The sequence below is a fragment of the Rosistilla ulvae genome (assembly GCF_007741475.1).
Classification (GTDB): domain Bacteria; phylum Planctomycetota; class Planctomycetia; order Pirellulales; family Pirellulaceae; genus Rosistilla; species Rosistilla ulvae.
On the sequence record NZ_CP036261.1, the window covers coordinates 723,259 to 737,762 of the forward strand.

General features: G+C 59.3%; 8 protein-coding genes. 5 read left to right on the forward strand and 3 right to left on the reverse strand.

What is annotated here, in order from left to right; all coding sequences use genetic code 11:
• Position 1: 1 nt before the first annotated feature.
• Positions 2-1,369 (reverse strand): sigma-54-dependent transcriptional regulator, encoded by a 1,368-nt coding sequence (locus EC9_RS02740; protein ID WP_145342162.1) that lies wholly within the window; start codon positions 1,367-1,369, stop codon positions 2-4.
• Positions 1,366-2,727, reverse strand: coding sequence for a two-component system sensor histidine kinase NtrB (locus tag EC9_RS02745; RefSeq protein WP_145282151.1), 1,362 nt, complete (start codon positions 2,725-2,727; stop codon positions 1,366-1,368). The genes EC9_RS02740 and EC9_RS02745 overlap by 4 nt, the downstream gene beginning before the upstream one ends.
• 709 nt (positions 2,728-3,436) lie before the next feature.
• Here EC9_RS02745 and EC9_RS02750 point away from each other — a divergent pair.
• Positions 3,437-4,861 carry an OprO/OprP family phosphate-selective porin gene (locus EC9_RS02750; protein WP_145342164.1) on the forward strand — a complete coding sequence of 475 codons (1,425 nt, stop codon included), beginning with the start codon at positions 3,437-3,439 and terminating at the stop codon, positions 4,859-4,861.
• 9 nt (positions 4,862-4,870) lie between these two features.
• On the opposite strand, the gene EC9_RS02755 is transcribed toward EC9_RS02750, so the two are convergent.
• On the reverse strand, positions 4,871-5,833 hold the full coding sequence (locus tag EC9_RS02755) for a cytochrome c (protein ID WP_218934541.1): 963 nt from the start codon (positions 5,831-5,833) through the stop codon (positions 4,871-4,873).
• Between the two features lie 390 nt (positions 5,834-6,223).
• On the opposite strand from EC9_RS02755, the gene EC9_RS02760 reads away from it, so the two are divergent.
• The 4 genes from EC9_RS02760 (at position 6,224) to EC9_RS02775 (ending at position 14,477) form a co-directional block, all read left to right on the forward strand.
• On the forward strand, positions 6,224-9,349 hold the full coding sequence (locus EC9_RS02760) for a DUF2309 domain-containing protein (RefSeq protein ID WP_145342168.1): 3,126 nt from the start codon (positions 6,224-6,226) through the stop codon (positions 9,347-9,349).
• A 66-nt stretch (positions 9,350-9,415) separates the two neighbouring features.
• Positions 9,416-10,810, forward strand: coding sequence for a proton-conducting transporter transmembrane domain-containing protein (locus tag EC9_RS02765; protein ID WP_145342170.1), 1,395 nt, complete (start codon positions 9,416-9,418; stop codon positions 10,808-10,810).
• A gap of 95 nt (positions 10,811-10,905) precedes the next feature.
• On the forward strand, positions 10,906-12,363 hold the full coding sequence (locus EC9_RS02770; protein ID WP_145342172.1) for a proton-conducting transporter transmembrane domain-containing protein: 1,458 nt from the start codon (positions 10,906-10,908) through the stop codon (positions 12,361-12,363).
• A gap of 77 nt (positions 12,364-12,440) precedes the next feature.
• A complete protein-coding gene (locus tag EC9_RS02775) occupies positions 12,441-14,477 on the forward strand; it encodes a SulP family inorganic anion transporter (RefSeq protein ID WP_145342174.1) in 2,037 nt (678 codons plus the stop codon).
• Positions 14,478-14,504: the final 27 nt, after the last annotated feature.

The following is a 14,504-nucleotide window of genomic DNA, read 5'->3' on the forward strand; positions in this document are numbered from 1 at the left end:
GTCAGTGCAGCCCGTAGCGGCTCATCTTGTAGTGCAGCGTGCGGACGCTGACGCCCAACCGCTTGGCGGTGTTCTCGCGGTGGCAATCGCAAGCGGCCATCGCCGCGGAGATCGTCTCGCGTTCGCACCGCTCGACAGCTTCGGCCAAAGTGCAAGCGGTTGCCGAGGGGGCGTTGGAACTGGCTTGCAGTTGCAGTTCCTGGGGCAGTTGATGATCGTGGATCAGATCGTCGGTGTGGGTGACGACCATCCGTTCGACGACGTTCCGCAGTTGGCGGACGTTGCCTGGCCACTTTGCTGCGACTAGAGTCTGCATCGCTTCGGGAGAGATCTGTTTCATCGGACGCCCGTGGCGATCGCAGAAGTGTTTTAAGAAGTGTTCGACCAGCAGCGGGATGTCCTCGCGGCGCTGCCGCAGCGACGGGACTTCGATTGGGATCACGTTCAAGCGATAGAACAGATCTTCGCGAAAGGTCCCCTCTTCGATCATCGCCTGCACCGACTTGTTCGTCGCCGAAACGATCCGCACGTTGGCTGAAAGCAGTTGTTCACCTCCGACGCGGATGAACTGGCCCGATTCGAGCACTCGCAGCAGATCGACTTGGCTCTTGGCCGACATCTCGGTGACTTCGTCCAGGAACAGGGTCCCGCCGCTGGCCTGTTCGAAGCATCCCGGTTTCTGCCGCGAGGCACCGCTGAAGGATCCCTTCTCGTGGCCAAACAGTTCGCTTTCGAGCAGCGATTCGGGCATCGCACCGAGGTTGACGGCGACAAACGGTCCATCGCCGCGGGGGCTGAGATCGTGGACCGCTCTGGCGATCAGCTCCTTCCCCGTCCCGCTCTCCCCTTGGATCATCACCGTCGCTTCGGTCGTCGCAACCTGCCGGATCTGATGGAACACATCCTGCATCGCGGCGCAGGTGCCAAGGATGTTGGAGATCTGCCCGGCGTCGGCCAATCGGCTGCGCAGTTGTTGGTTTTCGATCCGCAGCGCATGGTGCTGCCGCGCTTTGCGAACCTGTTGCCGGACGAGGTTCAGGTCCAATGGTTTGGAGATGAAGTCGAACGCGCCGGCTCGCATCGCATCGACAGCCGTTTCAACGGTGCCATGAGCGGTGATCACGATCACGGCGGTCTGGGGATGAGTTTGCCCAAGCTGGCGGAGCAGTTCGATTCCGTCGATCTTGCCGCCCAGGCGGACGTCGGCGATCACCAGCTGATAAGTCGACTGTTCGAACTTGTCGAGCGCCGCTTCGGCGTCGCTGGCGGTCTCGACGCGATCGGCTTCGCCAGCCAAGCCCTTGGCCAGACCCGATCGGATGTTGGGTTCGTCGTCGACGATTAGAACGCTAAAGTCCGATGTTTTCATTCCTGGGTACCTCGAGGCAGCAGCACGGTGAATTCGGTTCCATCGGGGCTGGTGCGGAAATCGATACTGCCATCGTGTTGGCGGATGATCTTGTCGCAGAGCGCAAGCCCCATCCCGGTCCCTTCGCTGCGGGTCGTGAAATAGGGATCAAAGATTTGTGATTGGATCTCTGGAAGGATCCCGTTGCCGGTGTCGGCGATGTCGATGCGAATCTGGTCGTTGAGTTGGCCGACGCGGAATCGCAGCAGACCTCCGTCGGGCATCGCCGCCATCGCGTTGAGAGCCAGGTTTAAGAAGACCTGTTCCAAGCGAACCGAATCGGCTTGGATCAAGCCGAGCATTTCGGGGGGCGATTCAATTTTGATCTTCACCTGTTGCTGGTCGGCTTGAGGTCGCAGCAGGCGAACCAGTTTATCGATCAACAGCGTGACATCGACCGCCGATCGACCGATCTCCGACATCGAGGCGTAGTTGCGGAATCCGTCCAAGACATTGTTGATCCGCTGGACTTCGGTCTGCAGGACGTCCAGCAGTTCGGCGACCTCCGGATCGTACGGTTCGCTGGCAAGATGTTCGCACAACAATTGGATATGAATCGAGACGGCACTCAGTGGGTTCTTGATTTCATGCTGCAGTCCGGCGGCCAGAGACCCGAGTCCCATGTAACGCTCCATCCGACGCAGCCGTTCTTCGATCAGCGCCTTTTCGGTGACATCGCGAACGTGCAGCACGGTGCCGATATCTTCTCCCTGCTGATTGCTTAACAGCGTGCATCCGGCGCGAAGCGTCTGCCGATGGCCGTTGCTTGTCACGCAGTAATCGCGGTCGCGGATCGCATCGTGGTAGGTGCGGACCTCGCTGCAGATCGAATCGAGCAGAGCATGTTCATCACCTAGGTCGGAAAGATACTGTCCCACGCCTTCGTTGTCGGGGCTGCCGAGCAACGTTTGTGCCCGCGGGTTGGTGCTGCTGATCCTCCCGTTGCGATCGGTCGTAATCACACCCGCATCCATGCTGGCGAGAATGTCGGTTGCGAGAACTTTGACGGCTCGCAGCGAGCGTTCGCTGCTCAGATAGCCGCGGACGACAAGCGCCAAAGCGATCGTGGTGCCGCTGAGATTGACGACCAGCAGGATCGTCAGCATCCGATCGAGACGCAGTTCGCCCAGCAGTCCCTCTGCCGCCGCGGCATCGCTGGGTGGGAGATGTAGCACCAAGCGGGCCATGATCTCATGTTCGTGATGGACGTCCAGCAGGATCTTGCCGGTCAGCAGCAGGGACGTCAGGCTCAGGACGGCCAGCCCCGCAGCAATCCGCCGGATCCCGCGGCCAATTGGTCCATCTTGAATTTCAAACATGAGTGGCTCGAGCGGATCGGCCCGGTGGAAAAGCGGGCTACGGATTGTGAAGGGGCGCTGCAGCGGATGCTTCATATATAAGGCATCGTTGTTGGTTTCCCAACCATGCGGATTGTAAATCGCAGGTTCTGGTAGCGCCCGCTCAGCAAGGGGGCGTACTTGAGTCGAACCCTGGGCGGTTGATTCTGCTGGTAAGCCCTCCCCGAAAAACTCGCTGAAGGCTCGTTTTTCGACCCTCCCAGTTCCGCCGGGCGGGTGAAGGCCGGGCGCTTCACCCGCCCCCAAACGCAGTTTGAAGGGGAGGGTCGAACGAGTGAAGCGATGTTCGGGGAGGAGCGTCTGTTGAGTCACTCCTGTGCGTTTCTCCACGTTGTTAAGCCCTCCCCGAAAAACTCGCTGAAGGCTCGTTCTTCGACCCTCCCAGCTTCGCCGGGCGGGTGAAGGCCGGGCGATTCACCCTCCCCCAAACGCAGTTTGTTGGGGAGGGTCGAACGAGCGAAGCGATGTTCGGGGAGGGGTGTCTGCGATGTTGCCTGCAGCAAATTGCACGATTGCTGCCAAATTTTGGCTCGACGCTGTGCTCTTTGGGCGGGTTGTAGCGGTTGGCTTTTTGTCGGTTCAGCCGCCTGGTAGGGCTCGCCGAAATTTGTCGTATGTTCTCCATGGGTGGGTGGGAACAGATGTTCGAATGGAAGGGAGAGTGGCGGTTATGGGATACCCTTTAGAACAAGCGACACGAGGCCGTGGATGGTGCCGCGCGGTGTTGGCGTCGATGGGTGTCGTGCTGCTTGGCAGTTTGACGACGCTCGATGCGCAAGAGCCTGTTCTTTTGCCAGCTGTCACCGACCAGCCGCAGGTCGAAAGCGAATCGAACATCCAGTGGGAACTGCAGCGGTTGCAGCAGCAGATCGATGAACTGCGTGCCGGGGCGGTGACGCCGGTGGTCTGTAGCCCCGATCCGATTGCGAAGCCCAAATTTCCTTCGGTGCGAGTCACGGGACTGATCCAAACTGATGCGCTTTGGTTCGACCAAGACGAAGCGAACCGCACGACGCTTGGTGCCGGCGATCCGGTTCGCGGAGACATCCAGGACGGCGCCGATTTTCGTCGCGCCCGACTGGCCGCGACTGGGCAGGCTTGGGACAACGTCAGCTATATGCTGGAGATGGACTTCGGGTTTCCCGGGCGTCCGAGTTTTATGGATGTCTGGTTGGACATCGATGACGTGGTCGGATCGAACAACCTGCGGATCGGTCAGTTTCGCCAACCGTTTGGCATGGACGGGCTGACAAGCGTCCGAGAGATGACGTTTCTCGAACGCGGTTTGCCATTCGCCTTCCTGCCGTTTCGCCAGATCGGTGCGACGCTGTATGGCTGCGACAGCGATGAAGTCATGACCTGGGCGGTTTCGGGTTTCCGGTATCCCACCGACTTCAACGGTGGCAACATCGGCGACAACGGCGGCTATGGCATGGCGGCTCGGTTGACCGGTCTGTTGATGAACAATGGCCCCGGTCGCGGATTGGTTCATCTTGGCGGCGGATACAGTTTTGTCGATCCATCGAACGACAGCTTCCAGTATCGCAGTCAGCCCGAGGTCGGCATATTCGAAACGGGTGGCGGAGTGCCCGCGGCCGCTCCCACGTTCGTGCCACCCTTTGTCGACACCGGCATATTTCAAGCGAACAACAGCAATCTGTTCAACGTCGAATTTGCGACAGCTCTCGGTTCGTTCTACTCGCAAAGCGAGTTCTACTTCGTCGTCGTCGATCGCCCCGGTCAATCGACTGTTGGGTTCACGGGAGCCTATTCGCAAGTCGGTTACTTTTTGACCGGCGAATCGCGGACCTACAACAGCAAGGGGGGCGTGTTTGGCCGCGTCAAGCCAAATCATAGCGTCGGTAGAGGCGGTGGTTTGGGAGCTTGGGAAGTCGCCGGGCGATGGTCTTATCTGGATCTCACCGACGACGATATCCTCGGCGGTACGCTTAACGATCTGACAGCCGGTTTGAATTGGTACATAAACCCCTTCACCAAGTTCCAGTTCAACTACATCTACGCGATGTTAGATAATCCGATCTACGGCGACAGCGAAGCGGGGATCTTTGCGATGCGAGCTCAGGTCGACTTCTAAATGAGTCGTTCACGGAGCCAGCGGGATGTCGCGAAATTGGCGATGGCACGATTTGCAATTTGCCTCGATCCGATCGGTGAATTGTCGCCGCACATCGTTGGGCAAGCCCTGGCGAATCGCAGCTTCTAACCCCGCCGCTGCATCGCGGCTGTCGCGGATCGATTGCTGGAAAGCTTGCGACTGGGGAGCGTCCCTATCGCGAAGCATCTCGGTGAAGTGCTCCCGCATCAACAGCGCTTCGTGAGCTGGGTCGAGGTCGGGATGTTTGTCGGAGACTTTCCAGTCGGCGGCGGCTAGCCGCTTGAGGTTGTCGTGCGTCTGCTCGATCGCAATCATCTGTTCGACCATCGGCGGTGGGCTGACTTGCGCTTCAAAGCGAACCTGCAATGCGTCCAGTTCGGCGGTGGCGATCGGCTGGGCTGATTTGGCGGCGCGATAGAGTCCTTGGTAATTCGGGCTGGTTCCAGCCAGCTGCAGAATCGCGGTGGCGTCGCCGGCTGGAATCTGCCCAGCAGCGACGCATGCGACGGTGGCCGCGGCGGGGCTGCGATGTTTCCCGTGGTGGCAATGAATGTAGATCGCCCCTTCGAGATCGCGAACCGCTTTCGCCAGCTCTTGAACTCGCGCGGATGGGATCCCGTTGTAACCGTGCGGCAGGTGGACGTATCGGAGCCCGAACCGCGATGCCATCGCGACGTCGGGCCGGGCGCCGTCGACGCTGATGATCGTCTTGACTCCCAGCGATCGCAGTTCGGCAAAGGCTTGTTCGTCTTCGGGCAGCCCGCCAGAGATCACTTTGTCGCCGATCTGCACTGGATTGGGCAGATGGGACGCCTGCACGCGGTGAGCGGCGATCGCCCGGTCGGCCGCCGCCGGCGGTGATTGAGCCGCAGCGTCGGAGGCGAAGTGGAGCGGTGCTGCGGCGGATTGCAGCAAGGCCAACGCGACGATCGGAAGTGAGTGTCGAATCATTGGGGGAGAGACTCGCGAAGGAACGGGGATCGCAGCCGGCGGTGCGGCCGGCCGAGTACCGGAGATTATAAGTTCCCGCCGGAGCAAATGGAGGTAACAGGCCTCGGCCCCCTCCCCTGCCCCGGCCTGCAAGTTTTTGCATCCGCCTGCAGAGGCTTGCAGGGATCCTCCGCCGGTGTTGCTGCGACAATCTGTCGTTGGATGGGCGGGTCTTAGAAATGGAGAGGTTTTTCGCGTCTCATACCGACTTTGCTGAATCCTGCGTGATTTTTCAGTGATTGGCATAACCGTTGCTTTTGAACCGTGGGGCCCCTCTTTATTAGGTTGATTGCTGCAACACGGTTGCCTCGATTCCCGCCTCTCTCCCACGCGATTCAGGAAATTTCTTCGATGCACGATGCAACTTCGATTCTGTCGCCAGCGGAAACTTCCGACGGCAACGGATCCGGTCGCTGCGATCCCGATAGTTTGCGAAAGGCGATCGACCACGCGATCCATTTCCTCCCCGCACAGGGTCCGATTTCGATCTTCGTGCATCACAACACCTTGCACTCGATGGAGGATCTGCCGTTTGAAGAGGCGGTGATCGAGGGGGGCAAGCGGTTTGGATGCGAGCCCTATCTGGCGGAAGATCGCTATCGCAGCGAACTGCACCGCGGGCGGATCTCGGTCGACGATCTTCGCCAGGTCTTGATGGACGATCTGGACGAAGGGGCTGACGAATTGGTCGCCAGTTTTGGGACGCGTTATACGTTGCAGCTGGCGATGTTGCAGATGACGTTGCATTCCGCTCCGGATGCCGAGCTGCATTGGTTGCTGGCCGAGACCGATCTGTTGAAGCGGTTCCAAGCGGAGATCTCGCCGCAGCGTCGCGAGCAGATGATCGCGCAAACGCGCAGCTGGGTGATGCGGCATCGCGATCTTTCCCGCCGCGATGGTGCGGTAAGCGAATCGACGTCGCAGTTGCCCGCGGTGGTCGATTCGGTGATCGATCAATCTCGCGATAATCGAATTCAATCGTGGACCGATCCGCAGTGGGAAGCGTTTGTGTTGAGACTGTTGTGGCAGGTTTGCCGCGACGGAGTGCAGGCGGCGAATCTTCCAGAGCCCGAGTTTGTTGCTCCCGTACGTCTCCGCGATCTGCTGTTGGCGGCTACCGGTGAAGATATCGATGTGTCGGTCAATGAAGTGTTGATCCGATTTTGCGGCGGCTTCTTAGATCAGGGCCTCGCCGATTGGAGTCTCCCCGATCGTGAGCAGGGATTTGCGGTAGCGTTTGCCAATCTGTTCCTTCAGCCGATGGCCGTTAAACCCGCCTGGATGAAAGGGATCGGAGCGACGCTGCAGCCGATTGCGGCGGGAGGATTTGATCCGCTGGCCTCGATCGCCGAATCGCTTCAAGCGATGGAGGTTCCACATGCGGACGTCGAAGAAAAACTGTGTGCAACGCTGCTGGCGCTGCGTGGTTGGGCGGGGATGATCTGGCAGACCGAAGCGAATACGCCCTGGTTGCCTCATCCGATTCCAGCGGGATCGCTCGACGAATATCTGGCGATTCGATTGATTCTCGAACGCTTGGCGATCGCCGATCTGGGGCAGCGGCAATTCGGGACGCGGCAGATGTCGGAGATTCGTCGACTTGCCGAAACGCGGTTGCCCGGTCGACGAGGACCCTCGATCGACGAACGAACTTATACCGTGTTCCAGCTGGCTCAAGCGGGCGGTTGGACGCCGGAGAGCTTGGTCAGCATGACCGGCGAGCAATGGGCGTGTTTGGTCCGCGAGATCGGGTTGTTCGATTCGACAGCGCGGCGGCGCATACTTCATCTCGCCTACGAACGTCACTATCAAGTTGCAGCGCTCGACGCGCTTGCACTCCATTCGGCGCGGCGTCGCACCGCGGAGCGTCCCGCCGCAGCGAAGCCCGCTTTTGTGGCGATCTTCTGCATCGATGATCGCGAGGAATCGTTCCGACGCCATCTGGAAGAGGTCGATCCGGAATGCGAAACCGCGTCGGCGGCTGGCTTTTATGCCGTGGCGATGTATTACCAGGGAGCCGACCACGCGCACTACAGGCCGCTCTGCCCTGCGATCGTCACGCCGAAGCACTACGTTCGCGAGGAGCCTTTATTTTCGGCGGTCGATGACAGCCAGCGGCGGGCTCAACGGAGGCGTCAAATCGGCTGGTTCACGCATCAGGTGCATGCCAATTCACGGACGCTGTTGGGCGGATGGGTGACCGGCATCTTCGGCGCGGTGGCGACGTTCCCGATGGTGGCTCGCATTCTTGCCCCGCGGTTGACGTCGCGGATTCGCGAGTCGGTCGGAACGTTTGTTCGTCCGCCAGCGACCGAACTGCATATCGAACGGACTGCGGAACAGCCCGGTTCGGATCCCGAGGCGTTGGGATACAGTCTGGATGAGATGGCGGGGATCGTTGTCCGGATCCTTCAGGACATCGGGTGCGTCGACAACTTTCCACCGATCCTGCTCTTCTTTGGGCACGGCAGCGGCAGTCTGAACAATCCCCATGAATCGGCTTACAACTGCGGTGCTTGCAGCGGTGGTCGCGGCGGCCCGAACGCTCGCGCTTTTGCGACGATGGCAAACGATCCGCGAGTGCGGCGGTTGGTGGCTGATCAGGGGATCGAGATTCCCGAAGACGTTCGCTTCGTCGGCGCGTTTCACAACACCTGCAACGACGCCGTCGAATACTACGATTTGGATCTGTTGCCTCGCACCCATCGGCCCTTGTTTCGGCGGATCGAACAGAGTGTGAATGAGACGCGGGCGCGGAACGCTCACGAACGATCGCGTCGGTTTGAATCGGCGCCGTTGGATCTGAGTCCCGCCGCGGCGCTGGAACATGTCGAACAGCGAGCCGAGGATCTGTCGCAAGCACGGCCCGAATACAACCACGCGACCAATGCCTTGGTGACCGTCGGACGCCGCGATTGGACACGCGGTCTGTTCATGGATCGCCGCGTCTTTTTGACGGAATACGATCCGGCGGTCGACGACGAAAACGTCGGTGTGCTGACGCGGATCCTGCAGGCGGCGATCCCCGTTTGTGCCGGCATTAACTTGGAATATTACTTTTCCACCGTCGATACCGAAGGCTACGGATGCGGGTCGAAGCTGCCGCATAACGTTGCATCGATGTTAGGCGTGATGACCGGAGCGGCTAGCGATCTGCGGCCGGGCCTGTCGCAGCAGATGGTCGAAATTCACGAGCCGGTGCGGATCTTGTTTGTCATCGAAACGACGCCCGAGAAGATGGATAAGATCATCGCCGCAAACCCTGGGATCGCGCGACTGGTTGAAGGGGCGTGGGTGCAGTTGGCACTGATCGATCCGGAGACCTCGACGCTGCTGCGTTACGTCAAAGGAAAGTACCAACCGTATACGCCTGAATCCACCGAACTGCCGGTGGTCGATTCGTCGATCCAGTGGTACCGCGGACAGCGTGGCCATCTTGGTTTTGCCTCGGTCTCCGATCCTGCCAAGCCTGCATAACATCGCGGCCGTCCAAGCCCCGATCGATCCCAATCATTCCCGTTTCTGTCGTCTTTGCGAATCACTATGAATTATCTCGACACGACTTTTCAGGCACTCGGAACCGCGGTCGTCGCAAGTCCCGCGATCCTGCTGGCGATCCTGGGGCTGGCAGCGTTGGTCAATTGGCAGTTGAGCGAGGCGACGATCTCGCGGTTGACTCAGGCTGCGGTGCTGTTTTCGTTGCTGCCAGCGATCGGCATCTTGGTGATCATGTTGGCCACCGGGATCCGTTACGTTCCGATCGAGCTAGGGAATTGGGTGTCGATCCCGGAGCAGGAATTTCATTTTCATTTGAAGTTCGTGTTCGATCGGTTGAGCATCCCGTTCCTGATGCTGTCGTGTGTGTTGTGTGGCGTCGTCGGCGCATTCACTCGCCGCTACCTGCATCGTGAAGAGGGGTACCGGCGGTTCTTTTTGTATTACGCCGTCTTCTTCTGCGGGATGGTGTTGTCGTCGTTGGCCGGCACGATCGAAGCGTTGTTTGTCGGCTGGGAACTGGTGGGACTGTCGTCGGCCCTGTTGGTCGCCTACTTCCACGAACGCGTCAATCCGGTTCGCAATGGTCAGCGGGTGTGGTCGATCTACCGTTTGTCGGACGCTGCATTTTTGATCGCCGCACTGATGATGCATCACTTGAGTGGCGAGGGGGACTTTGGCGGTTTGATGAGTTCGGGCGTGTGGCCCGAAGGAACCGCGGCAATCAGTTCGACGGAGGCGTTGTGGGTTGGTTCGTTGTTGCTGGTGGCGGCTGCGGGCAAATCGGCGCTGTTTCCCTTTAGCGGCTGGTTGCCGCGAGCGATGGAAGGACCGACGCCGTCGAGTGCGATCTTCTACGGGGCGCTGTCGGTTCACTTGGGAGCGTTTTTGTTGTTGCGTTTGAGCCCGATCCTGGACGCTTCGCTGACGCTGCAGTTGATGGTGATTGCGTTGGGCGTCGTTTCGGCAGCTTGTGGTGCGGTGATGTCTCGCGTGCAGAACGATATCAAGGTTTCGCTGGCCTACGCTTCGCTGACACAAGTTGGAATCATCGTTGTCGAGATCGGATTGGGCCTTCGCTACTTGGCGTTGATCCACATCATCGGCCACGCCTGCATGCGAACGATGCAGTTGTTGCGAGCGCCGACGCTGTTGCGCGACTACAACGAATTGGAAAACAAGATCGGCACACGTTTGCCGCACCAGGCTTGGGCTGGTGCCGCCTCGCTGCCGGCGAGCGTGCAGCGGTGGTGCTATCGGTTTGGATACGATCGCGGTTTCATGGACCTCGCCTTGGACAAGTGGATCGTGCGGCCGTTTTTGCAAACGTTTGGCTGGTTCGATCGCTTGGAGCGGCGGATCACCGATTCGATTTCTCATGAGCCATCGCGCGAATCGGATCGCGTCGAACCACATCCCGAGGATCTGCAGAACGTCGCTTGAGCGACCGCGGCGTCCAGTCGCCGCTGATTCACCGTCGTATCCGATTCCTGTTGCCTTCATCCGCTCGATCAATCTTCAACCTGTCGAACCGCCAAATGCCTGAACTCCATTTTCCTTGGATCGAAGTTTCCATCCTGGTTCCATTATTTGGAGCCTTGTGGATTCACCTGCTTGGCAACCGCGAAAGCGTTCTGCAGCATGCGATTGCGATCTGCGGGGTGACCCTAGCGTTGACCGTCGGTGAACTTGTCGACTTTGTCTCGATCGGGTCGTTCGAAGCGCACGACCATTGGCTGTTCCTCGATTGGTTGTTTCAACGCGATATATTTGTCGTCGATGAACTGAGCGCGTTCCAGTTGCCTCTGGCTGCGTTGATTTTTCTGGTCACCGTGATGTCGACGCTGCGGACCAAAGCGCCACGCTTTTCGTTGAAGCTGACGCTGATTTCCGAGTCGCTGGTGCTGGCGACGTTCAGCTGTCGATCATCCTGGACCTTGATCGCACTGCTGATCGCCGCGACGATCCCGCCTTATCTGGAGCTTCGCAGTCGGCAGCGTTGCACGCGGATCTACGTGCTTCACATGGCAGTCTTTGCTCTGCTGTTGGTCGTGGGATTCGCTTGGTTAAGCCACTCCGACGGCTCCTCGACACAGGCCTTGATCGCCGGCGCGTTGCTGACCGCGGCGGCGCTTTTGCGCAGCGGCATCTTTCCGTTGCACCTGTGGATGACCGACCTGTTTGAGAAGGCGACCTTCGGGACAGCGATCCTGTTCACCACGCCGTTGGTTGGGGCTTATGCGGTGATGCGGTTGGTGTTGCCGATGGCTCCGTCGTGGGCGTTGCAAAGTATCGCCGTGCTGTCGTTGGTGACAGCGGTTTACGGCGGGGCGATGGCGTTGGTTCAACGCGAGGCGCGGCGGATGTTCTGTTATTTATTGTTGAGTCAATCGTCGTTGGTGTTGGTCGGACTGGAACTTGTCACACCGATCGGTTTGACCGGGGCGTTGTGCATGTGGTTGTCGGTGGGACTATCGCTGACAGGTTTTGGGATCACGCTGCGATGTATCGAAGCGCGAATCTCGCGGGTGTCGCTGGTCGATTATCACGGCTTGGCTCGCCAGATGCCGATGCTGTCGGGCTTCTTTCTGTTGACCGGTTTGGCGTCGATTGGGTTTCCCGCGACGGTTGGGTTTGTCGGCATGGAGTTGTTGATCGAAGGGGCGGTCGATGTCTATCCACTGGTTGGCACGATGGTCGTGATCGCTGCGGCGCTTTGTGGAATCACCGTGCTGATGGCTTACTTCCGCGTCTTTACCGGACACCACAACCGGACTCTGGTGCCAATGCATGCTCGCCCCGCCGAACGCGTGGCGGTACTGATTCTGACGCTGTTGATTCTCGGTGGCGGTCTGGTGCCGCAGCCGGGCGTCGCGTCGCGATATCACGCCGCCGAAGCACTCACCCGGCAACGGCAGACCAATCCGATGACCGAGCAGCAGGTCGGCGAATTGGAGATCGAAACGGTGGCGATCGGCAAACACTCAGCTGAATAGATCGAAGCGGACGCGGCGGATGACCGAAACCGCGGCGTTCAAATATGGCTTACACATTTTTTACGAAAGCAGATACCATGAGCGCGCCTGTTGCATCCGACCGAGAGATCCCCTGCGGGAATTTGCAGGGTTTCAAGCGTTACTTTAAGCACGACTTTATCTCTGGGCTGTTGGTCTTCCTGATCGCCCTCCCGTTGTGTTTGGGAATCTCGATCGCCAGTGGTTATCCGCCGATCGCCGGTATCTTTACGGCCATCATCGGTTCGGTCGTCGCCACGTTGATCAGCAATTCGGAGCTGACGATCAAGGGGCCAGCGGCTGGTCTGATCGTGATCGCGATCGGATGCATCAATGCGTTTGGCGGCGATGGAACGGTTGGCGGTTGGACCGAAACCGACATGGATGCCTATCGCGCGGCGTTGGCTGTGGGCGTGGCAGCGGCTGTGCTGCAGGTCTTCTTTGGAATCTTTCGAGCGGGCATCTTGGGCGAGTTCTTCCCGATCTCGGCGGTCCACGGAATGCTGGCTGCGATCGGCGTGATCATTATCGCCAAACAGATTCCGGTGGCGCTGGGAGTGAGCGCGTCGGGAGGTCCGTTGGAACTGCTGCGGAAGATTCCGGAGTTCATCGCGACGGCGAACCCGGCGATCGCCGCGATCGGTTTGACGAGCGTGTTGATCATGTTTGTCTGGCCTTTGGTCGTTCGGAAGTTTCCGGTGATGAAGGTCTTGCCCTCGCCATTGATCGTGTTGATCGTGGCGATTCCGATGGGCATGTCGTTCGATTTGATGCACGCCCACTCGTATACGCTGCAAAACCACGAGTATCAGTTGGGAGAGAACTATCTGGTTGCGATGCCCGACCGCGTCTTTGGGATGTTCGATTCCCTGACGACCCCCGATTTCAGCGCGTTGCAGCAGCCGTTTGCTTGGAAGTGGGTCTTTATGTTCTTCATCATCGGTAGCCTCGAATCGCTGCTGAGTGCCAAGGCGATCGACATCATCGATCCTTGGAAACGCAAGACGAACATGGATCGCGACATGGTCGCGGTGGGGATCGGCAACCTCGGTTGCGCGATGGTCGGCGGGTTGCCGATGATCTCGGAGATCGTGCGTAGTAAAGCGAACATCGACAACGGAGCCCGCACGCGGTTCGCCGACTTCTGGCACGGGATGTTCCTGTTGGTCTGCGTCGCGTTTATCCCGATGGTGCTGCACCGGATTCCGATGGCCGCGTTGGCTGCGATGCTGATCTACACAGGTTTTCGCCTGGCCCATCCGACCGAATTCATGAACGTTTGGAAGATCGGCCGCGAGCAACTTGTGATCTTTGTCGTCACGCTGGTCGCGGTGTTGGCAACCGATCTGTTGATCGGGATCGCGATCGGAATCGCGACCAAGGTTGTGATCCACCTGTCCAACGGTGTCTCGCTGCGTTCGCTGTTCAAACCGGAGATCGAACTAGCCGAAGACGATGGCCAGACGGTGCGGTTGACCGCTTACAATTCCGCTGTCTTCAGCAACTGGATCCCGATTCGTCGGCAGATCGAACGGCTGGGATTGGTGGAACGCAAGAATGTCGAACTGGATCTATCGAGTGTGCAATTGGTCGATCACACGGTGATGGACAAGTTGCATGAGATGGAAAGCGATTTTGAGCAGCAGGGGCTGACCTTCACCGCCATCGGGCTCGAGACGCATCAACCGTTTGCTGGCCACGCGCAATCGGCTCGCCGCAAGGGATTGTGGACCGCGCGACGGTTGACCGTGGTCTCGGAGCTCGAGAACCAAGCGATGCTCGAAGCGGCGTTGGTCCGCTTGGGAGCGAGCGGGTTTACGTCGATGCAGTGTGTGGGGGCGGGCCGCCACGAACTGCTTGAGAATGCAGGTCAGCCGAAGCCGATGGTGCGGATCGAAGTCATCGCTCCCCAAGAGGCATGCGAACAGATGATGAGCTATCTGCGTCGCGAGGTGCAACTGAAGCATCGCGTGACGTTTGCCGTCGAAACGGTGCAGGTCGCTCGGATGGATGCGTTTGATCAATCGGTGCCGACGATTCCGGCGGAGGCCCAGCCGAATGCCGATGAGTCGTCGCTGGAACCGGCGGCTCACTAAACCGCAAGCGAATCAATCGTCGCCGAA